Genomic DNA, 21,025 nt, shown 5'->3' with positions numbered 1-21,025 from the left:
CATGGCGGAAACGGGCGCGAAATTCAATCACCCGCGGCGCGAAACGATGACGTGGATGCGAGGGGCGCCGCCCCTCGCGCTCCCCGAGATATTTGCAGCCATGTGAAGACACCGGGTTGACACGAATCGAGAGCGAGGTGAGTTTGACTGGACGATCAGTCAGTTGCCTGGGGAGGGGGAGTGACACAGCAAGCGCAACAGGAGGCGCGCGAGGCGCCGGGCGGCGCGCGCGCCGATGCGATCCTCGACGCGGCAGAGCTGGTCTTTGCAAGCTCCGGCTACGAGGGCGCGGCGCTGCGCGAGATTGCCGAGCGTGCGGGCGTGGCGCAGGGGCTGATCCATTACCATTTCGGCAACAAGGCGCGGCTCTTTGAAAAGATGGTGGCGCGGCGCTCGGGACAGATCAACGCGGCACGGGCCGAACGGCTGGCGCACCTGAGAGCCGAAGGGGCGCTGCACCTGGAAGAGATCGTCGAGGCGCTGTTCCGCCCGACCATCGAGACCGGGCTGGAACTGGCCGAGGATGGTGGCGGCTTTGCCCGGATTCTCGTGTCGATGGCGAATTCCAACGACCCGCTGGCGCGGGACATGACCGAGACCTATTATGATCCGATCGCGCATGACTACATTGCCGCCTTGCAGGAGGCCGAGCCGGGGCTGGGCCGGGCCGATGCGGTCTGGGCCTACATGTTCGCGATCGGCGTGGGCATGACGATGATGGCCAAGACCGGACGGCCCAAGCGGCTGTCGGACGGGTTGTGCGACGATGGCGATGCCGATGCGATGCTGGCGCGGATCGTGCCGTTCATCTGCGGCGGTGTCCGGGCGCTGGTGACAACATGAAACCAAGGGGAGGAGAAACCATGAAGGATTTCATTCTAAAGGGCGTGGCGCTGGCCACCATGGCCGTGGGCGGGGCGCTGGCCGCGCCGCAGGTTCAGGCCGAGGATTTCAACGTGACCATCGTGGCCGGGCATCCGCCGGTCTTTCGCTGGGTGAAACATGCCAGCCAGACCTTCATCCCGGCCGTCGAAGCCGCGCTTGAGGGCACCGGGCACAGCATCACGTGGTCGGAACAATATGGCGGGTCGCTGGCCAAGGTGGGCGACGAGCTCGAGGCGGTCGAGGCGGGGTTGGCCGAGGTGGGGCTGGTCTCGTCCCTCTTCGATCCGGCCAAGCTCAGCCCGCAGAACGTGACCTATTTCACCCCCTTCGTGTCGAGCGATTCCACGCTGGTCAGCGGCTGGATGGACGAATTGCAGGCCACCAACGACGACATGCGCGCGGCATGGGAGGAAAACGGCCTCGAATATCTCGGTGGCGGCATCGGGATCGACGACTACCTGTTGATGACCACCTTTCCGGTGGAGAGTATCGACGATCTCGACGGTCACAAGATCGCCGCACCCGGACCGGCCGTCAACTGGCTCGAAGGGACGGGCGCGGTGGGGGTGAGCGGCAACCTCACGCTCTACTACAACGAGATCAAGACCGGGGTGTATGACGGCGTGATCGTCTTTGCCAGTGCCGCGCTGCCGGGCAAGCTTCACGAGGTGGCACCCTATATCACCAAGGTCGGGTTCGGTGCGCAATATGCCGGCGGGCTGGCCGCGAACAAGGACTGGTATGACAGCCTTCCCGAGGTGGTTCAGGACGCGCTCAAGGCCGGGGCCAAGGCCGATGCCGAAGCCTATCAGAAAGACCTCGATGCGTCGGTCACGATGTTCCTTTCGATGATGGAAGAGCAGGGTGCGACCATCACCGAAGTCGATCCGGCGTTCCGCGAAGAATGGGCCTCGGGCATGAACAACGTTGCACAGGATTGGGCCGCGCGGCTCGATTCCGAGGGCAAGAACGGCAGCGCCGTGCTCAAATCCTACATGGATACGATGCGCGCGGCGGGGGCCGAACCGGTGCGCGACTGGGATCGCGAATAACCGCAACGCCATGTCCCGGCCCCGAATGTTTCGGGGCCGGGAAGGGCCGGAGCAGTCATGGCAGAATCGATGAATGACAACGACGAGACCGAGGCATTGCCCGGCTGGTTCCTGGCCACCCGTCGGGGTGTCGATCTGGTGACCGGTGCGCTCAACGTGGCGGGAACGGTTCTGATCCTCGGGCTGATGCTCCTCGTCAATGCCGACGTGATCGGGCGCGGGGCCTTCAACGCGCCGATCTCGGGCGTGCCCGAGATGGTCTCGATGTCGATCGTGGCGATCGTGTTCCTCCAGGTGGCCCAGACCTTTCGGCAGGGGCGGCTGACGCGCACCGACATCCTGCTGGGCTGGGTCGAACGGCACAGCCCGCGCGTGCGCCAGGCGATCGAGATGTTCTTTTCACTCGCCGCGATCCTTCTGGTCTGGCAGATCATCACGGCCTCCTGGCCACTTTTCGAACGGGCCTGGACCCGGGGCACCTACGAGGGCACGATCGGCGCCTTCACCGCGCCGATCTGGCCGGTCAAGCTCATCATCCTCGTCGGATGTGGCGCGCTTCTGGTGCAACTGGCGCTGCACGCGCTGGCGGCGTTCCTGCGCCTGATGCGGGGGGCGCAGGCATGACACCGTTCGAGATCGGCCTGACCAGTTTCGGCGCCATGGTGGTGATGATCTATGCCGGGTTCTGGGTGCCCTTCGCCCTGATGCTGTGTTCCTATCTCGGGGTCTGGGCGATCAAGGGCTCGCCGCTTCTGGCCGGGAAGCTGCTGGCGCTGGCAGCGAGCGAGACGATTTCATCCTATTTCTTCGGTGTCGTGCCGCTCTTCGTGCTGATGGGATACGTGGTCAGCGTGACCGGCATGGGGCGCGATGCGTTCGACGTGGCCAACCACATGTTCCGACGGCTCAGGGGGGGCCTGGGTGTCGGCACGGTGGGGGCGAACGCGATCTTTGCCGCCATTACCGGCATTTCCATCGCCAGCGCCGCCGTCTTCACCCGCATCGCCGTGCCCGAGATGATCCGCCACGGCTATGCCAAGCGCTTCGCGGTCGGCGTCGTGGCTGGATCAAGCGTGCTGGGCATGCTCATCCCGCCCTCGCTCTTGCTCATCCTCTACGGGCTTCTGACCGAGCAATCGGTGGGCGACCTCTTCATCGCCGGTATCGTGCCGGGGATATTGCTGGCGCTGGCCTTCGGGGTCGGTATCTGGCTGACCGCCCTTCTGTGGCCTGCGCGGCTGGGCCCCGGCGTCGCGGCAGGCCGGGCCGAAAGCGATCTCACGCCGGGGGATCTGGTCGCCAAGGGCCTGCCCATCGTGGCGCTGATCGGGCTGGTGCTGGGCGGTATCTATGGCGGCTTCTTCACCCCGATCGAGGCGGGTGCCGTGGGTGCGGGCGGGGCGATCCTGATCGGCGTGCTGCGGCGCAAGCTCTCGTGGCGCGATTTCTGGCAGGTGCTGACCGATACCGGGTTGGTCACGGCCTCGATCTCGTTCCTGATCATCGCGGCGCAGATGTATTCGCGCATGCTGGCCCTCTCCGGCGTGCCGACGGGCTTTGGCGAATTCGTCGCCGGGGCGGATATCGGCTATTGGGGGGTGATCCTCGCCTATGTCCTGCTGGTGATCGTGATGGGCGCGGTTCTCGACAGTTCGTCCATCATGCTGATCCTCGTGCCGCTGATGCTTCCGGTGGTCAGCGGCATGGAGGTCGACCTGATCTGGTTCGGCATCGTCACGGTGATCGCCGTCGAAGTGGGCCTCTTGACCCCGCCCTTCGGCATATCGGTCTTTGTCATCAAGTCCGCGCTCGACGATCCCGACATCACGCTCGGCGACATATTCATCGGCGCCGCCCCTTTCGCGCTGATGATGCTGGTCGTTCTCGCCCTTGTCCTTGCCTTTCCGGTGCTTGCCACCGGGCTTATCTGACCTGAAAGGAGCCAGCCATGGCCAGACGCTTCGTTGATATCTCGGTGCCGCTCGAGATGGGGATCGTCTCCGATCCGCCGATCATGCTGCCCGAGATCGAATACATGACCCATGAGCAGACCGCCGAGCAGGTGATGGCCTTCTTCCCGGGCCTCAAGCGCGAAGACCTGCCGGGGGGCGAGGGTTGGGCGGTCGAGCGGCTGAGCATCGCCACCCATAACGGCACCCATCTCGATGCGCCCTACCACCACCATTCCACGATGTCGGACGGAGAGCGCGCGATCACCATCGACGAGGTGCCATTGGAATGGTGCCTCAACCCGGGCGTGAAGCTCGATTTCCGGCACATGGATGACGGCTATATCGTGACCCCCGGGGATGTGGAGGCGGAATTGAAACGCATCGGGCACGATCTGCGCCCGCTCGACATCGTGGTGGTCAACACCTCCGCCGGGGCACATTACGGCCAGCCCGATTACCTGATGAAGGGCTGCGGCATGGGGCGCGACGCGACCATGTATTTGCTGGAGCGCGGGGTGCGGGTGACCGGCACCGACGCCTGGAGCTGGGATGCCCCCTTTGCGCTGACCGCGCAGGAATACGCGAAAACCCAAGACCCGAGCATCATCTGGGAGGGCCACCGCGCCAGCATGGAGATCGGCTATTGCCACATGGAAAAGCTCGCCAATCTCCAGGACCTGCCGGGCAACGGGTTCGAGATTTCCTGCTTTCCCTACAAGATCAAGGGCGCCAGCGCCGGGTTCACCCGCGCCGTCGCCATTTTCGAGGAGTGAACCATGCGACTTGGAACGATACTTCACGACGGCAAGGCGAGGGTGGTGTCGCCGCTGGATGACGACACGCTGCTCGATCTCGAACGCGCCGCGGAACTGGCGGGCGGCGCCTCCGAGACCTTCCGCACTATGCAATCGCTGATCGAAGCGGGCGATGACGGTCTCGAACGAGCCGGCGACCTGCTGGCCCGCGCCGACCGGTCGGCGATGATCCCCGCACGCGAGGTGACGTTCCTGCCGCCGCTGATGCCGGTGCAATATCGCGATTGCCTCGTGTTCGAGGAACATCTCTTCAACTGCCTCAAGGCCTTCGGCCAGGACGACCCGCAACTGCCCGCCGTCTGGTACGAACAGCCGATCTATTACAAGGGCAACCGGATGAGCTTCATCGGCCACGGCGCCGACGTGATCTGGCCCTCCTATGCCGAGTTTCTGGATGTCGAATTGGAGCTTGCCATCGTGCTGGGCAAGAAGGGCAAGGATATCGCGCCCGAACGGGCGGCGGATCACATCTTCGGCTACACCATCCTTAACGATGTCTCGGCCCGCGACGCCCAGATGCGCGAGATGCCGGGGCAACTTGGGCCCGCCAAGGGCAAGGATTTCGACACCGGCAATATTCTGGGTCCGTGGATCCTGACCGCGGACGAGGTGGCGCACCCGGTCGCGTTCGACATGCAATTGCGGGTCAACGGCGAACGCTGGGGCGGCGGCAATTCATCCTCGATGCAGCATGATTTCGGCGCCATCCTCGCCCATATCTCGGCCTCCGAGACGCTCTATCCCGGCGAGGTGATCGGCTCGGGCACGGTCGGCACAGGCTGCGGGCTCGAACTGGGCAAGCGGCTGGCCCCCGGTGACGTGTTCGAGCTCGAGATCGAGAAGATCGGCCTGTTGCGCAACCGGATCGTCAAGCCGGAGTGAACACGGGAAGCCAAATTCCCCATGCTGTTCTTTCTTGGGAAAAATACTCAAAATCCTGTCGGTCAGGTCATGCCTGACACTGGAACCGGCGCGCAGCATCGACCCGGGTTGCGGGGGCCGGGCGCGTCAGCGCCCGGCCCCCGCCCCTTGGCGACGCCGAAGGCGGCGCAAAACCTCATCGAAGGTTATCCGGCAGCCACGTGGCCAGTTCCGGAAAGCCGATCAGCACGAAGACCATCACCACCATGATCAGGAACATCGGGATCGCCGCACGCGCGATATAGCCCATCTCGTGGTTGGTCATGCCCTGCAGCACGAAAAGGTTGAACCCGATCGGCGGGGTGATCTGGGCCATCTCGACCACCACGACGATGAAGATGCCGAACCAGATCAGGTCGATCCCGGCCTGGCGGATCATCGGCTCCACCACCGCCATGGTCAACACCACCGACGAGATACCATCGAGGAAACAGCCAAGAACGATGTAGAAGATCAGCAGCACCATCAAGAGCTCGAACCGCGTGAGCCCCATCTGCGCGATCAGATCGGCCAGCCCGCGCGGCAACCCGGTGAACCCCATCGACAGCGACAGGAACGCGGCGCCGCCCAGGATGAGTGCGATCATCGCGCTGGTCCGCGTGGCGCCCATCAGGCTCTGGGTGAAGGTGTGCCAGTTGAGCGAGCCTTGCCCGGCGGCCAGCAACAGCGCACCGATGACGCCAAAGGCCGCGGCCTCGGTCGGCGTCGCCCAGCCGAAATACATCGACCCGATCACCACCGCGATCAACAAGAGCACCGGGATCAGGAAGCGCGAATTATGCAGCTTCTCGACAAAGCTCATCCGGGGTTCCGGCGTCGGGTTCCAGTCGCGCGACACCCATGACTGGATCGCCACATAGGCCATGAACATCCCCGCCAGCACGAGGCCGGGCAGGATGCCGGCGAAGAACAGCTTGGTGATCGACTCGTTCACCGTGACGCCATAGACGATGAGGGTGAGCGATGGCGGAATCATCAACCCCAGCGTCGCGGCCCCCGCCAAGGTGCCGATCACCATGCGTTGCGGATACTTGCGCTTGTTGAGTTCCGGAATCGACATCTTGCCCACCGTGGTCAGCGTGGCCGCCGATGATCCCGACACCGCGGCAAAGACGGTGCAGCCCACGATATTGGTATGCACCAGCCCCCCGGGCAACCGCGCCATCCATGGCGACAGCCCCTTGAACATGTCCTCGGATAATCGCGTGCGATACAGCACCTCGCCCATCCAGATGAAGAGCGGCAGCGCGGTCAGCGTCCATGACGCCGACGACGACCAGATCTTGGTGATCATCGCATCACCCACGGGCCGCGTGGTGAAAAGCTCCATTCCCACCCAGGCCACGCCCATGAGCGCGAGGCCCACCCAGACACCGGAGCCGAGCAGGAAAAAGAGCACGAAAAGAAAGATCGAGATCGAAAGGACATAATCCATGCGCGTTTACTCCGTGCCGGTCTCTATGGCGCCGGAGCGCATGCCGTGATGGCCGGTCATGATCAGCCGGGCGAGGTTGTCCCAGAAGGCAATGGCCAGAAGCACGGTGCCCACCGCCATGGAAATCTGCGGAATCCAGATCGGCGTCTTGTCGAGCCCCTGGCTGATATCGTTCCACTTCAGCGACTCGAACATGCCGCGCACCCCGTACCAGGCGAAATAGCTCGAAATCACCGCGCCCATGCCAAAGCACCACAGCTCGCCCTTGACCCGGTGCCGCCCCAGCGCATTGAGCAGCAGCGACACCCGGATATGCGCCCCGTGGTTGAGCGCATAGGCAAAGGCAAAGAACGAGGCCGCGGCCATGCAATACCCCGCGTAATCGGTCGCGCCGGGAAAGACATTCCCGGTCCAGCGCGCAATCATCTGCGCGACGATGATGACGAGAATCGCAAGGGTGAAAAGCGCCGCGACGACCCCACCCGCGAGATAGAGCGCATCGAGCGCCCGGCGTAGAATACCCATCTCAGAAGCCCCTGTTCGTTGATCTTGTCTTGAGGCAGGGCCGCATCGACGCGGCCCCGCCCTGTGGTCGTGCCGGCCTTGCCGACCGGCGACCGGGTTACTGCGACGCCCGGTAGGCTTCGACGATGGCGCGGCCCTCTTCGCCCGCGCTTTCCAGCCATTCCTCCGTCATCGTGGCGCCGATCTCCTGGAGTTCCGCCACCAGCGCGTCACCGGCGCGGCCCACTTCCATGCCGCCTTCCTTGAGCCCGTCGAGGGTGAACTGGGTATAGTCCTTCGACATTTGCAGGCCGCGCGCCTTGGCCTCGGCGGCACAGTCGTTCATCGCGCCCTTGGCCGCATCGTCAAGCCCGTCCCACGCGTCCTTGTTGACGAAGATCACGTTGCGCGGCAGCCATGCATCGACCTCGTAGAAATGGCTCAGATGTTCCCACACCTTGCGGTCATAGCCCGTGGCCCCCGACGAGATGAACGCCTCGGCCACGCCGGTCGCCAGCGCCTGGCTCAGTTCCGCCGCCTCGACCTGCACCGGCAGCATGCCGGTCATTTCCGCCATCCGCGCGGTGGCGGTGGAGTAGGAGCGGAACTTGATCCCCTGCATGTCCGCCACGCTTTCGATCGGCTGGTTGAAATAAAGCCCCTGCGGCGGCCACGGCACCGAGTAGAGGTAATGCAGGTTCTGCGCATCCAGCGCCTCGGCCACTTTCGGCCCGGCAACATCCCACAGCCGTTCATGATCGTCATAGGACGTGGCCAGGAACGGGATCGAGTCGATGCCGAAAAGCGGGTTCTCGTTCTGATGCGCCGAGATCAGGCGCTCACCGATCAGCGCCTGACCGCTCTGCACCGCGCGCTTGATGTCGTTGCCCCCGAAAAGCGACCCCGAGGGGTGCGTGACGATCTCGACCGCGCCGCCGGAATTCTCGGTCACGCAGGCGGCGAACTGGGCCGCGTTCTCGGAATGGAAGTTGCTCGCGGCATAGGCCAGCGGCATGTCCCATTTCTCGGCCAGCGCCGGGGCCGCCGCACCGATCGCGATGGCCGAGGCCGCGGCAAGTGTCGTGAGATGTTTCATGGTCTTACTCCCTGTTTTGGTTGGTCCGGTCATGCCGGGGTTGGTATTCAATAGACGAAACGTGCGGGCGAGTAGGGCTCCAAGTCAATATTGGGTTTACCCCCCGAGATCAGCCGGGCCAGGATTTGCCCGGTTTTCGGCCCCCCCGTGAGGCCGACATGGTGATGACCAAAGCCGAGAAAGGCACCCTTGATCCCCGGCACCTCGCCGATGGCCGGGATCGAGTCGGCGGGTGCGGGGCGGTGGCCCATCCATTCCTGTTCATGTGCCCATGTGAGGCCGGGCAGAATCTCGGCCAACTGCCGTTTCAACAGCGCGATGGGCGCGGCCGAGGCCGGCGCGTCGAGCCCGCCGAACTCGACAATCCCGGCAAGGCGCAACCGCCCCTCCATCGGGGTCATGACGAATTTGCCGCTGGCCACCATGCCCGGCGAACGCGGCATCGCCGACGGTTCCCACAATTCGAGGTGATAACCGCGCTCGGTCTCAAGCGGGATGCGCAGCCCCAGTTTCTCCCCGAGAGCCTTGGACCACGCCCCGGTGGCCAGAACGGCGGCATCGCAGGCAATCGTGTCCTCGCCCGACGAAGTAGAAACGCGCACGCCCGTGATGCGCCCGTTTTCACGGGCGAAATCGGTGGCGGTGGCCCTGATCATCTCCGCGCCGTTCGCGACTGCATGAGCGGCCAGCGCCTTGACGTATCGCCCCGGGTCGCTGATCCGTCCGTGATCGCCCACCCGCGCGGCAAAGCCCACGGCATCGGACAGGGTCGGGTCATATTCGGTCAGCGCCGGGCGCTCCAACTCGTCCCATTCGAACCCCATATCGCGGCGGATGCCCCAGCCAAAGGCGTCGCCCTCGTAATGGGCACGGTCGCGGTAAAGAAAGAGGTAGTCGGCGGGACGGATGAAATCCTCGGCCCCCGTGCCGCGCGCCAGCGCAAGGTGATCCTGAAGACTGTCGCCGATGATACCGTGCAGTGCCCGCGCGATGCGCCGCACCTCGCCCGCATTGGCGTGCGACAGGTATTTCATCAACCACGGCGCCAGCCGCGGCAGGTAGGACCATTTGAGAAACAGCGGCTGGCTGGGCGAGAACAGCATTTTCGGCGCCTTGCGCAACAGCCCCGGCACCGTCACCGGCACCACCGAGCACGCGGCCAGAACCCCGCCATTGCCGAAACTGGCCCCTTCGCCCGCCTGCTCCTCGCGCTCGATCAGGATGACCTTGTGCCCCGCACGCTGGGCCCAGATCGCCGTGGCGACGCCGTTGATGCCTGCGCCGATGATGGCGATTGTTTTCGGGGTGTCGGTCATGGGGTCGGACCTCTGAGGGTGTATTTGCGGATGCGGTCCAGATCGGGGCGCGCGCCAAGGCCGGGGGTGTCGGGAACGATCACCGCGCCGCCCTCCACCACGAACGGGGTTTCGAGGATGTCCTCGGTCAGGAAATAGGACGCCTGGTAGAATTCACAGCCCAGCGTGATCGCCGGGGTGGCGGCGATCATGTGGGTGCCCGCAAGGTGGGCGAGGCCGGATTCGAACATGTCGCCGCCATAGGCGGCAAGCCCGTTGGCCGCGGCAATGGCCGCGACCTCCTGCGCGCGGCCCAGGCCCCCCGATTTCATGATCTTGACCGAGACCCCGTCGCAGATGCCTTCGCTGGCGGCGCGGGTCATGTCCTCGGGGCCGAAAACGGATTCGTCGGCCACAAGTGGCACGTCGATCATCGCGCGCAGCCGGGCCATGAGGCCGAAATGATGGGCGCGCACCGGCTGTTCGATGAAATCGGGCTTGAACGCGGCCATGTCGCGGGTCCGCGACGGGGCCTCTCCGGGGGTGAGGCCCTGGTTGAAATCGACCCGCACCCGCAGCGAGGGATAATCGCGGGCGATCCGTTCCATCCGCATGATGTCGAAATCATGGTCGCGAAACCCGGCCTTGAGCTTGACGACACCGATGCCGTCGGCCACGAGCCGGTCAAGGAGCGCCCGGTCGCGTTCGAAATCCGGATCGGCAATCGACACCGAAAGCGGGATGCGGTCGCGGAACCTGCCACCGAGCAAGGCCCAGACGGGTTGCCCCGCGATCCGGCCTGCAAGGTCGAGAAGGGCGCTGTCGAGCGCGGCCTTGGCCTCGGTCGCGTGGGCGATGGCCTGGCGCGCGGTCTCCATGATGGCGGGGCGGTCGGCCACGCGGCGGCCAAGCACGAGCGGGCGCAGGTAACGGTCGAGCGCGGCAAGGCTCGCCTCGGGCGAGCCGGTAAAGACCGACCATGGCGATGCCTCGCCCCAACCCACCGCGCCACCCTCGGCGGTGAGGCGCAAAAGCACGATCTCACAGGCGTTTTCGACCCGCCCGATGCCATGATCGCGGCGCGACGTGACCGGCAGCGAAAGATGCCAGACATCGAAACCGGTGATGGTCTGGTCAAGCTCCGTCAATCGATTCCCCCGTTCATGGCGAGAAACTTGGCCGGGGTAGTGCATCAGTTCAAATACGGATTTGTGGATGACCCATCATTTTTCATGATATGGTTTCAAAATGGCCCTGAGATTCAGACAATTACAGGCATTCCACGCGGTGATCGAAACCGGCACCGTGACCGGTGCGGCCGCACTTCTGGGCATTTCGCAGCCGGGCATTTCCAACCTTCTGGCGCAGTTGGAGCGGCAGACACAGCTCAAGCTCTTTGAACGGGTGCGCGGCCGCCTGCGCCCCACGCCCGAGGCGGGGGTGCTGTTTCAGGAAATCGACACGGTGGTGCGCGGGCTCGACCACGTGGCGCAGGCCGTGACCGATTTGCAGAACCAGAAGGCCGGGCAATTGCAGGTCGTGGCGCCCCATGCCCTCTCGATCGGCTTCATGCCACGCGAGATCGCACGCTTTGCCCAAGGCCGCCCGAACCTGTCGATCTCGTACCAGGCGCAATATTCCACCCGAATCCAGGAATGGGTGCAGGCCGGGCTGTTCGAGATCGGGATCTGCGAAGTCCCGGTGCTGAGCGACGCCCTGACCGCGCGCCCGTTTCGCTTCGAATGCCAATGCGTTTTGCCCACCGGCAGCCCGCTGGCGGATCACGCGACGCTCACACCCGCGCTTCTTGACGGGTATCCTTTCGTGGTGATGGGCCCCGAGCATATGACCTATCGGCGCACCCGCGAGGCGTTCGACCGCGCCGGGGCACAGTGGAACACGCGCGTCCATACCCACCTGCACCAGAACACGCTGAGCTTCGTGAAACAGGGCTTCGGCGCGGCCCTGGTCGATCCGTTCACCATCGCCTTCGACTACGAGGGCGGGTTCGTCGCGCGCCCCTTCGCGCCGCAGGTGACGCTGGACCTCGCCGTGATCACCTCGCGTCACCGGCCACTTTCGGCCGTGGGGCAGGAATTCCTCGCAGGGCTGCTGGAAAGCCTCGCATCCCACGCGGCGTGACGCCTCACGCCACCCATTCCGAAACCGGCGCGGCGGCATCGGAGAGCGATTGCGTATGGATATCGACAAGGCTCGGTCCGTCATGGGCCAGCGCCTTGGCCATCACCCGGCCGAGATCGTCGGGGTCGCGCACCGTCCACGCTTTGACGCCAAAGGCCCGGGCCACCGCGGCATGATCGGTGCGGTCGAAATCGACATTGTAATACCGCCCGCCAAACCCCGCTTTCTGCCCCGCCTTGATCCACGAAAAGGTGGCGTTGGAAAACACCACCGAGGTGATCGGCATGCGGTGGCGCACCATGGTCTCGAACTCGCCACAGGCAAAGCCGAACGATCCGTCGCCCATCAGGGCCACGGTTTTCACATCCGGGCGCCCCACATGCGCCCCCATCGCCGCCCCGATGGAATATCCCAGCGCCCCATGCGCGCGGTTGGTGATGAAATGCCGCCCCGCGTGCCGCCAGCGGTAATAGGCCGAGACATAGGGGCAGGGCGTGCCCGGATCGGCCACCACGATGGCATCCTCACCGAGCAATTCCATGAGCGTGGCCATCACTGCCTCGGGGCGGATCGGGGTGTCGCGCGTGGCGGCAAGCGGGGCGAACTGCGCCTCTTTCGCGGCCCATGCGCGGGCGGCGCGGGCGGTGCCGTTCTGGCTGTTGCGCGGCCCAGCCTCGAGCGCATCGGCGAGGGCTTCGAGCGCAAGCCGCGCATCGGCGTTGATCGCAACGGCGGTGTCGTAATTGGTGCCGGGCACGTCCCTGTCGCTGTCGATATGCAGGATCGTGGTGCCCTTGGCGGGCGAACGCCAGCGTTCGGTCGTGACCGACCCCGCGCGGCACCCGATGAAAAGCACCACGTCGGCGGCATCGACCTCGGCCCGGGTCGCCGGAATCCCCCCGTTCGATCCCACGACCCCGAGCGCCAGCGGGTCGGTTTCCGCAATCGCCCCTTGCCCCGAAACGGTGGTGGCCACCGGCATGTCAAGCGCGCGGGCAAGCCGTGCCAGCGCCGCCTCACCCCCCGAGAGCAGCGGCCCGCCACCACAGATGGCAATGGCGTTCTGCGCCTTGGCAAGGATCGCGGCCGCCTCCTCGATGGCGCGCGGCTCCGGGGCCTGACGCTCGGCCGGGAACTGGGTGTGCGCGGGGTTGGCGTGGATTTCGGCCTCGCTGACCGGGGCCTTCTGGGTGTCGAACGGCAATGACAGATGCACCGCGCCGGGGGTGCCGGTGGTCATCTGGCGAAACGCCTCGCGGATCATCGCGGGCAACTGGCCGGCATCGTCCAGCGCCGCGTTCCACTTGGTCAGCGGGCGAAACAGCGTGGTCTGGTCCAACTCGGTCAGCGGATATTTCCCCCGGCTGGTGGTCGCCACGTCCGAGGTGATGGCAAGGATCGGCACAGCGCTTTCATTGGCCTCCACCACGCCGGGCAGGATATAGGTCGCGCCCCCGCCCGACGGCCCCTCGCAGACACCGGGCCGCCCGGTCACGCGGGCATAGCCATCGGCCATATAGGCGGCGTGGCGTTCATCACGGGTCAGGAAATGCGTGATCCCGTGATTGAGCCGCGCCAGCGCATCATAAAAGGGCAGGGTGGTATCGCCGCACAGGCCGAAGATATGGCGTACGCCGTAAGCTTCGAGCATCCGCACAAGCGCCTCGGCGCCGTTCATCCGGTTGTGGCCTTGTTCGGTCATATCACCCTCCATTGCGGTATTCCAATCTGTATACAGAGTTGCATATTGATTTCAAGCGCGCCCCGTGGCATGCCGGAAAGCGACAATCGGAAAGGCGAATACGATGGCGGATGGACGGGTTGAAGATATCTACCGCTGGCTCAAGGCGCGCGCCGTGTCCTTTGATCTCAGGCCCGGGGACCGGATCAACGAGGGCACGCTCTCGCGCGAATTCGGGGTGAGCCGGACACCCCTGCGTGAGGCGCTCAACCGGCTGGTGTCCGAGCGGTTCTTCGAATTTCGCGCTGGGCAGGGGTTCTTCTGTCGTGGGCTCGAGGCGCAAGAGATTTTCGACCTGTTCGAACTGCGCAAGGTGCTGGAAATGGCGGCGGCCCGCGCGGCTTGTGAACGCGCGAGCGACGAAGGTTTGCGCGCGCTGCGCGAAGAACTCTTCGCGCATGGGCTGGAAACCCGGGGGCTGAGCGTGGCCGAGGCTTGCGCGCGTGACGAGGCGTTTCACATCGGTATCGCGCGGCTGGCCGGGAACGCGGAACTGACCGCGCAGCTTGAACATATCAACGAACGTATCCGTTTCATCCGTTGGGTCGAGATGCAGGCGCGGGTGAAACGCTCGAAAAAACAGCACGTCAAGATCATGGAGGCGCTCGAGGCGCGCAACGCCAACAAGGCGGCGCGGCATCTCGGCGAGCATATCGAGAAGCGGATGGACCAGATCCTTGCGTCGGTGCGCGCCGGTATCGCCAGTATCTATCTCGACGGCGGCGACATGGTGCAGGATCAGGTGTTGAACGAGGACGCGGCATGAAAGCGACGGGCGGCAAGACGATCTATGGTGCCTCGGTGGGTATCCTGATGCTGGATGCTCGGTTCCCGCGGATTCCGGGTGACATGGGCAATGCGATGACTTGGCCCTTTCCGGTGCACTACAAGGTGGTGCGCGATGCCTCGCCCGACCGGGTGGTGCGCAAGGGCGCCGAGGGGATGTTGCCCGCCTTCATCGCGGCGGCGCGCGAATTACAGGCCGACGGGGTAGACGGGATCACCACCAATTGCGGGTTTCTCGCGATGTATCAGGACGAACTGGCGGCAGCAGTCGAGGTGCCGGTGGTGACCTCGTCGCTTTGCCAGGTTGAACAGGTCAACCGGGTGCTGCCCGCCGGGAAGCGCGCCGGAATACTGACGATCTCGGGTTCGAGCCTGACCGACCGGCATCTGCGCGGCGCGCGTGTGCCCGATGGCACACCCATCGGCACGACCGAGGGCGGGCGCGAATTCACCCGTGCCATTCTCGACAACGAACCCGAACTTGATGTCGAGGCCGCCCGGGCCGACAATGTCGAGGCGGCGCTGGCCTTGCAGGCGGCGCATCCCGATCTCGGGGCGATCGTTCTGGAATGCACCAACATGTCGCCCTATGCCCTCGACATCCGGGCGGCGACCGGGCTGCCGGTGTTTTCCATCGTGACGCTGATCACCTGGTTTCAGGGCGCGCTGGTGCCGCCGCGCTTTGCCTGAGGCCGGATCGCCGCGCGCTGCGTTAATCAATTTTCCCTTAACGAATGCCGCGTTGCGGCGGTGTACGCCCTGCAGCCGGGCAGCAGCCGGGATTCACCCCCCCGATTTGCGGCCATGACGGCACGTTAACCCTGTTGCACGGTGGGTGCGCACGGTTCAGCGTTTGCGGTCGCGGCGGCTCGACATCGGTTGAAATGCGACGCCGACATGGGCTTCGCAATAGGGCTTTCCCGCCTGAACCGGCAGGCCGCAGAACCAGAAATCATCGGTCGCAGGATCGCCCACGGGCCACTTGCAGGTCCGCTCGGTCAACTCCATAAGTGTAAGTCTTCGCGCCTTTTTTTCGATTTCGCTCACCTTTGCTAATGCTTCGGGACTGATCTCGTTTGCCGACGGTTGCGGCGGCAACGGCTGTCCGGCGGGGATGATCTGCTTGCGGGCCGGCGCGGCGGCAGGCTTCGGCTCGGCCTCGGCGGCTTTCGCAGGCGCCTCACGCGCCGGTTTCGCCGCTTTCGCACGCGGCGCGCGCGGTTTCGCCTCGGACTTGGCGTCAGGCTTGGCACCACTCTCCGGCCCACCCCCCGCAGAGGTGCGGTTCGAGAGGCCAAGACGATGGACCTTGCCGATCACGGCATTGCGGGTGACACCGCCCAGTTCCTTGGCGATCTGGCTGGCCGACTGGCCTTCGCCCCACATCTTTTTCAGAAGTTCCACGCGTTCGTCGGTCCAGGACATCGGGTTTTCCTATTTGAAAGGGCGGCCTCATCGGTCGGGCCGCCCTGCTATTCCGGTCAGGGCCTTATTCTAAACATCGTGCCGCGCGGTGCAAGGTGCGATCTGGGCGCGGGTTCAGCGTGGAACTGTCGCGGGTTGACGTTTCTCGAGCCGCGCCTCGCGCCAGGCCAGAAGCGTGGCACCGGCGATGATGATCGTCGCCCCGAGAGCCGAGATGGCATCAGGCCGGGTGCGGAACACGATTACATCGAAAAGCGCGGCAAATATCAGCGTAGCATAGGCGAAAGGCACAACGAAACTGGCCTCGGCACGGGCCATGGCGTTGACATAGGCGGCTTGCGCGCAGGCCATGAATACACCCACCCCGGCCAACGCAGCCCATTGCGCGGGCGTGGGCATCACCCAGAAGGGCAGCACCGCAACCGTGGCGATGATGAGCCCGAAACTGTTGTTGATGAACAGGATCTGAAGCGGCCCTTCATGCCTGGAAAGCAGCTTGATAATGGTGATCTCGATCCCCATGGCGAGGGCCGCGCCAAGTGCCAGAAGGGCGGCGGGTTGAAAGCTGGCCGGAGTTGGGCGTAAGAGGATGAGCGCGCCCAGAAGGGCAATGGCCGCGGCGGACCAGCGGATTGGCCCGACTTTTTCACCCAGGAGCGGGATTGCCAGTATCATTGCGAAGACCGGGTTGAGAAAGGAAATCGCGGTTGCATCGGCCATCGGGATATAGGTCACGGCGGCGAACATCAGGCTGATCCCGACCCAGCCGCCGAGGGTGCGCAGGGCGTGCAGCCGCAGGTTGGGCCGCTCGAACCTGAGCCGCATCGCGGCGGCGGTCGAGGCGATCAGTATCCACGCGAAGAGAAACCGCCCGTGGCTTACCTGCAACGGGTGTAACGGATCACCCAGCCGCGCGGTGCCTGCGAGCTTTGCCATCAGGGTTGAGGCGGCGATAAAGGCGCAGGCTGTCAGCATGAAGCCAACAGCGAGGCCGGGGTTCTGGGCGCGCGGCGTGAACATGGGCGATTAACTGCGTCGAGAACAGCCCGGAGTAAAGCGCGAATTTCCCCGGATATGTTTCATTGACAGGCGTACGCCAGGGCGCTAAATCCCCCGTCATGGCACAGGCATTTCATATCGTAATGATCCGACGTCGACGCCGCAGCGTCTGACGCATCCGCCTTTGTCGCGGGGCCGCGCCACATTGGTCTGCCCCCTTGAACTTCCTGCAAAATCGTTGACGAATGGCCCCGCACCGGGCAAACCGGGGGCTTCCTCAAGGGAAAGGATATCCAGATGATCCCGTCTGTTCTACCGACCTATAACCGTGCACCGCTGGAATTCGTGAGGGGCGAAGGCAGCTGGCTGGTTGAGCGTGACGGGCGACGCTTTCTCGATCTGGGCTCGGGCATCGCGGTCAATGCGCTGGGCCATGCCCATCCCGACCTGGTCGCGACGTTGAACGAGCAGGCGCAGAAGCTCTGGCATGTTTCGAACCTTTACCGGATTCCCGAACAGCAGCGGCTGGCCGACCTTTTGGTCGAGCATACATTCGCCGATACGGTTTTTCTCACCAATTCCGGCACCGAAGCCTGCGAGCTGGCGGTCAAGATGGCGCGTAAATACTGGTATGAGGCGGGCGACCCGGATCGGGTCGAGATCATCGCTTTCGAGGGTGCGTTTCATGGCCGCTCGACCGCTGCCATCGCCGCCGCCGGTTCCGAGAAGATGATCAAGGGATTCGGTCCGGTTCTGGGCGGGTTCACCCATCTGCCGTGGGGCGATATCGCGGCGTTGAAGAAAGCGGCGAGCGAGAAAACCGCGGCGGTTCTCCTTGAACCGATCCAGGGCGAGGGTGGTATCCGTGCGATGTCGGACGAGGATTTGCGTGCGGTGCGTGCGATCTGTGACGAGACGGGCGCGCTCTTGATCCTGGATGAGGTGCAATGTGGCATGGGTCGAACGGGGCGGCTTTTCGCGCATGAATGGGCAGGGATCACGCCCGATATCATGATGGTCGCCAAGGGTATCGGCGGGGGCTTTCCCCTGGGTGCGGTTCTGGCGGACGAACGTGCGGCGTCGGGCATGACAGTGGGGACCCACGGGTCAACCTATGGCGGCAACCCGCTGGGTTGTGCCGTGGGTGCGAAACTGGTCGAGATCGTCTCCGACCCCGGCTTCCTTGCCACGGTGAACGACCGCGCCGGCGCATTGCGCCAGAAGCTCGAAGGGCTGGTGGCGACGCATCCCGACATCTTCGATGAAGTGCGCGGTGCCGGTCTGATGCTTGGGCTGCGCTGCAAGGTGCCCAACGTCGATGTGGTTAGTGCAGGTTTTGACGCCGAAGTGATCACCGTGCCCGCCGCAGATAACGTGATCCGCCTGTTGCCGCCGCTCAACATAACCGAAGAGGAACTCGCCGAGGCCGTCACGCGGCTCGACGCGGCCGCTACGCAGATCGAATCTGCCTCTTCATCTGACTGAAAATACCTCGGGGAGTCCGGGGGGGCTGGCCCTCCCGGTACTGCCTGCAAGAACGGACCAAGACCAATGAATCATTTTCTTGACCTGCATAAGACCGATCCAGCCGCCCTCAGAGGCATCATCGACCATGCCCGCGCGATGAAGGATGCGCGCGTGGGTCGCACACGCGGCGCGGCGGATGACGAACAGCCGCTCGCCGGGAGGATGGTCGCGCTGATCTTCGAGAAACCCTCGACCCGCACACGTGTTTCCTTTGACGTGGGCGTGCGGCAGATGGGTGGGCAGACCATGGTGCTTTCGGGCAATGACATGCAGCTTGGCCATGGCGAAACCATCGCTGATACCGCCCGGGTTCTGTCGCGCTATGTCGATCTGATCATGATCCGCACCTTTGATGAAAGCGTTCTGATCGAGATGGCCGAGTATGCCGATGTGCCGGTGATCAACGGGCTGACCGACCGAACCCACCCCTGTCAGATCATGGCCGATGTTATGACTTATGAAGAGCATCGCGGGCCGATCGCCGGCAAGAAGGTGGTGTGGTGTGGCGATGGCAACAATGTCTGCGCCTCGTTCCTGCATGCCAGCGCTCAGTTCGGCTTCGAGATGGTCTTTACTGGGCCTGTACAGCTTGAACCCGAGCCTGAATTCGTGGGACTGGCGCGCAAGGCCGGGCGCAAAGTCATCATCGAGCGTGATGCGAGGAAGGCGGTCGAGGGTGCCGATCTGATCGTCACCGACACATGGGTGAGCATGCATGATAGCCAGTCGAGCCGCGAGCGGCGCCACAACATGCTGCGCCCTTACCAGGTGAACGCGGAACTGATGAGCCATGCCAAGCCCGATGCGCTCTTCATGCATTGCCTGCCTGCGCATCGCGGCGAGGAGGCGACATCCGAGGTGATGGATGGCTCCAATTCGGTCGTGTTCGACGAGGCCGAGAACCGCCTGCACGCCCAAAAAGCGGTTATGCGCTGGTGCCTGGGGGTCTGAACGGGAGGCGGGAGCGGCGAGATCGTTCTGGCCTTGCGTATTGGTATGGCACCGAGCCGTCGTCCCGATCCCTCAGCTTGTCAAGGCGTTGAGGGCAAGGAAGATTCCCCCCGAGATTAACGCGGCGGCGGGCACGGTGATCACCCATGCGGCGATGATCGTCATGAAATGTGAGCGCCGCACCAGCCTGCGACGGCGGCGTTCCTCGGGTGCGATACGCCGCTCCGGGGGGCGGCCATCCGAATTCATGCGCCAGCGCCGTTCGGTGTCCCATTCGCGGAAGAATCCAACGCCAAAGACCCCGCCCACGGCGATATGCGTGGACGAGACCGGCAGACCCAGCCAACTGGCCACGATGACGGTGATAGCGGCGGAGAGCGCCACGCAATAGGCGCGCATGGGATTGAGCTTGGTGATCTGCGAGCCGACCATCCGGATGAGTTTGGGGCCGAACAGAAACAGGCCGAAGGAAATTCCGAAGGCGCCGATCACCATGACCCATATCGGGATGCCGACCTGTGTTTCGGCTGTGCCGAATTCGGCCGCGTGCACGATGGCGGCGAGCGGCCCCACGGCATTGGCCACGTCGTTGGCGCCATGCGCAAAGCTGAGCAGCGCAGCCGAAATCACCAGTGGCAGGCCGAATAGAAGCTTGATCGATTTGTTGCGGTTCTCGAGCCCCCGGGCCTTCTTGCGGATCAGTGGAATGGTGATGAGCCAGGTTATCGTGCCGAGGGCCGTCCCGATGAGCAGAGCGGTGCCTATGTTGATTTTAACGACCCGGTTCAGCCCTTTAAGCGCGAGATAGGTGGCAAAAGCACCGGCCATGATGCCGACGAGGATCGGCACCCAGCGGCGGGCGGCGGCGATCTTGTCCTCCTGGTAGATGATGCGCGACTTGATCAATGCGAGAAAGAGAGCCGCAATGACCCCGCCCATCACCGGGGAGATCACCCAAGAGGCGGCAATCGTGCTCATCGTCGGCCAACTCACCGCTGCAAGGCCCGCGGCGGCGATACCCGCGCCCATCACCCCGCCGACCACCGAATGGGTGGTCGACACCGGGGCGCCGATCCAGGTGGCGAGGTTGATCCAGAGCGCTGCCGAAATGAGTGCGGCCATCATTGCCCAGATGAAGACCTGAGTATCGGCAACCGTGGTGGGGTCGATGATGCCCTTGGAGATGGTCGAGACCACGTCACCGCCTGCAAGAAGCGCGCCGAGGGATTCGAATATGGCCGCGATGGCGATGGCCCCACCCATGGTGAGCGCATTGGCCCCCACGGCCGGTCCCATGTTGTTGGCCACGTCATTGGCGCCGATATTGAGCGCCATGTAGGCCCCGAACACCGCTGCCGCCACCACGATGAAATTGATCGGAAGCTGACCGAAGAGGACCGCCGCCGCGAGCCCTGTAACGATGATAAAGGCCAGTGCGATCCCCGGTGCGACCATCGGGCGGGCGACATATTGCGTGGCGGTTTCGAGATGCGAAAACC

Annotated in this window: 20 protein-coding genes; 11 read left to right on the top strand and 9 right to left on the bottom strand. The window is 64.3% G+C overall.

Annotation, left to right across the window (positions count from 1 at the left end; all coding sequences use genetic code 11):
• Nucleotides 1-180: 180 nt before the first annotated feature.
• Genes FLO80_RS09485 through FLO80_RS09460 form a run of 6 tightly spaced genes read left to right on the top strand, consistent with a single transcriptional unit; the run spans nt 181 to nt 5,586 of the window.
• Nucleotides 181-843, top strand: coding sequence for a TetR/AcrR family transcriptional regulator (locus tag FLO80_RS09485; RefSeq protein ID WP_111366077.1), 663 nt, complete (start codon nt 181-183; stop codon nt 841-843).
• A 20-nt stretch (nt 844-863) separates the two neighbouring features.
• The gene (locus tag FLO80_RS09480; protein ID WP_246156631.1) at nt 864-1,937 is read left to right on the top strand and encodes a C4-dicarboxylate TRAP transporter substrate-binding protein; all 1,074 of its coding nucleotides are present in this window, start codon (nt 864-866) and stop codon (nt 1,935-1,937) included.
• A gap of 57 nt (nt 1,938-1,994) precedes the next feature.
• Complete coding sequence (locus FLO80_RS09475) at nt 1,995-2,561, top strand: TRAP transporter small permease subunit (RefSeq protein ID WP_146611039.1); 567 nt, start codon at nt 1,995-1,997, stop codon at nt 2,559-2,561.
• Entirely contained in the window at nt 2,558-3,868 is a 1,311-nt protein-coding gene (locus FLO80_RS09470; RefSeq protein ID WP_111366080.1) for a TRAP transporter large permease, read from the top strand. Before FLO80_RS09475 ends, FLO80_RS09470 begins: the two co-directional genes overlap by 4 nt.
• 17 nt (nt 3,869-3,885) lie before the next feature.
• Nucleotides 3,886-4,662, top strand: a complete 777-nt coding sequence (locus FLO80_RS09465; protein WP_111366083.1) for a cyclase family protein — start codon at nt 3,886-3,888, stop codon at nt 4,660-4,662.
• Between the two features lie 3 nt (nt 4,663-4,665).
• Nucleotides 4,666-5,586, top strand: a complete 921-nt coding sequence (locus FLO80_RS09460; RefSeq protein WP_111366085.1) for a fumarylacetoacetate hydrolase family protein — start codon at nt 4,666-4,668, stop codon at nt 5,584-5,586.
• Nucleotides 5,587-5,761: 175 nt separating this feature from the next.
• On the opposite strand, the gene FLO80_RS09455 is transcribed toward FLO80_RS09460, so the two are convergent.
• The 5 genes from FLO80_RS09455 to FLO80_RS09435 form a co-directional block, all read right to left on the bottom strand.
• The gene (locus tag FLO80_RS09455; RefSeq protein WP_111366087.1) at nt 5,762-7,060 is read right to left on the bottom strand and encodes a TRAP transporter large permease; all 1,299 of its coding nucleotides are present in this window, start codon (nt 7,058-7,060) and stop codon (nt 5,762-5,764) included.
• Nucleotides 7,061-7,066: 6 nt separating this feature from the next.
• Nucleotides 7,067-7,585, bottom strand: a complete 519-nt coding sequence (locus FLO80_RS09450) for a TRAP transporter small permease (RefSeq protein ID WP_111366089.1) — start codon at nt 7,583-7,585, stop codon at nt 7,067-7,069.
• A gap of 97 nt (nt 7,586-7,682) precedes the next feature.
• Nucleotides 7,683-8,660 carry a TRAP transporter substrate-binding protein gene (locus tag FLO80_RS09445; protein ID WP_111366091.1) on the bottom strand — a complete coding sequence of 326 codons (978 nt, stop codon included), beginning with the start codon at nt 8,658-8,660 and terminating at the stop codon, nt 7,683-7,685.
• Nucleotides 8,661-8,707: 47 nt separating this feature from the next.
• On the bottom strand, nt 8,708-9,976 hold the full coding sequence (locus FLO80_RS09440) for an NAD(P)/FAD-dependent oxidoreductase (RefSeq protein WP_111366093.1): 1,269 nt from the start codon (nt 9,974-9,976) through the stop codon (nt 8,708-8,710).
• Nucleotides 9,973-11,103, bottom strand: a complete 1,131-nt coding sequence (locus tag FLO80_RS09435; RefSeq protein WP_246156630.1) for an enolase C-terminal domain-like protein — start codon at nt 11,101-11,103, stop codon at nt 9,973-9,975. Before FLO80_RS09435 ends, FLO80_RS09440 begins: the two co-directional genes overlap by 4 nt.
• A gap of 100 nt (nt 11,104-11,203) precedes the next feature.
• On the opposite strand from FLO80_RS09435, the gene FLO80_RS09430 reads away from it, so the two are divergent.
• A complete protein-coding gene (locus FLO80_RS09430) occupies nt 11,204-12,097 on the top strand; it encodes a LysR substrate-binding domain-containing protein (RefSeq protein WP_111366097.1) in 894 nt (297 codons plus the stop codon).
• Between the two features lie 4 nt (nt 12,098-12,101).
• On the opposite strand, the gene FLO80_RS09425 is transcribed toward FLO80_RS09430, so the two are convergent.
• The gene (locus FLO80_RS09425) at nt 12,102-13,799 is read right to left on the bottom strand and encodes a thiamine pyrophosphate-binding protein (protein ID WP_111366428.1); all 1,698 of its coding nucleotides are present in this window, start codon (nt 13,797-13,799) and stop codon (nt 12,102-12,104) included.
• A gap of 103 nt (nt 13,800-13,902) precedes the next feature.
• On the opposite strand from FLO80_RS09425, the gene FLO80_RS09420 reads away from it, so the two are divergent.
• Both FLO80_RS09420 and FLO80_RS09415 read left to right on the top strand, forming a co-directional pair.
• The gene (locus FLO80_RS09420) at nt 13,903-14,604 is read left to right on the top strand and encodes a GntR family transcriptional regulator (protein ID WP_111366099.1); all 702 of its coding nucleotides are present in this window, start codon (nt 13,903-13,905) and stop codon (nt 14,602-14,604) included.
• Nucleotides 14,601-15,314 carry an aspartate/glutamate racemase family protein gene (locus FLO80_RS09415; protein ID WP_111366101.1) on the top strand — a complete coding sequence of 238 codons (714 nt, stop codon included), beginning with the start codon at nt 14,601-14,603 and terminating at the stop codon, nt 15,312-15,314. The genes FLO80_RS09420 and FLO80_RS09415 overlap by 4 nt, the downstream gene beginning before the upstream one ends.
• Nucleotides 15,315-15,470: 156 nt before the next feature.
• Here the strand turns inward: FLO80_RS09415 and FLO80_RS09410 are convergent, their stop codons facing one another.
• Together FLO80_RS09410 and FLO80_RS09405 are read right to left on the bottom strand one after the other, a co-directional pair.
• Nucleotides 15,471-16,049, bottom strand: a complete 579-nt coding sequence (locus FLO80_RS09410; RefSeq protein ID WP_111366103.1) for a GcrA family cell cycle regulator — start codon at nt 16,047-16,049, stop codon at nt 15,471-15,473.
• A 114-nt stretch (nt 16,050-16,163) separates the two neighbouring features.
• Nucleotides 16,164-17,069: a DMT family transporter gene (locus FLO80_RS09405; RefSeq protein ID WP_111366105.1), complete on the bottom strand. Its 906-nt coding sequence runs from the start codon at nt 17,067-17,069 to the stop codon at nt 16,164-16,166.
• A 276-nt stretch (nt 17,070-17,345) separates the two neighbouring features.
• On the opposite strand from FLO80_RS09405, the gene FLO80_RS09400 reads away from it, so the two are divergent.
• The gene (locus FLO80_RS09400; protein ID WP_111366107.1) at nt 17,346-18,533 is read left to right on the top strand and encodes an aspartate aminotransferase family protein; all 1,188 of its coding nucleotides are present in this window, start codon (nt 17,346-17,348) and stop codon (nt 18,531-18,533) included.
• 66 nt (nt 18,534-18,599) lie between these two features.
• A complete protein-coding gene (gene argF, locus FLO80_RS09395; protein ID WP_111366109.1) occupies nt 18,600-19,526 on the top strand; it encodes an ornithine carbamoyltransferase in 927 nt (308 codons plus the stop codon).
• A gap of 72 nt (nt 19,527-19,598) precedes the next feature.
• Here argF and FLO80_RS09390 read toward each other — a convergent pair whose 3' ends face one another.
• A complete protein-coding gene (locus FLO80_RS09390; protein ID WP_439328715.1) occupies nt 19,599-20,981 on the bottom strand; it encodes an inorganic phosphate transporter in 1,383 nt (460 codons plus the stop codon).
• Between the last annotated feature and the right edge of the window lie 44 nt (nt 20,982-21,025).

This window comes from Aquicoccus porphyridii, from assembly GCF_008369105.1.
Taxonomy (GTDB): Bacteria; Pseudomonadota; Alphaproteobacteria; order Rhodobacterales; family Rhodobacteraceae; genus Aquicoccus; species Aquicoccus porphyridii.
This window is presented reverse-complemented; position numbering and strand designations above follow the sequence as displayed.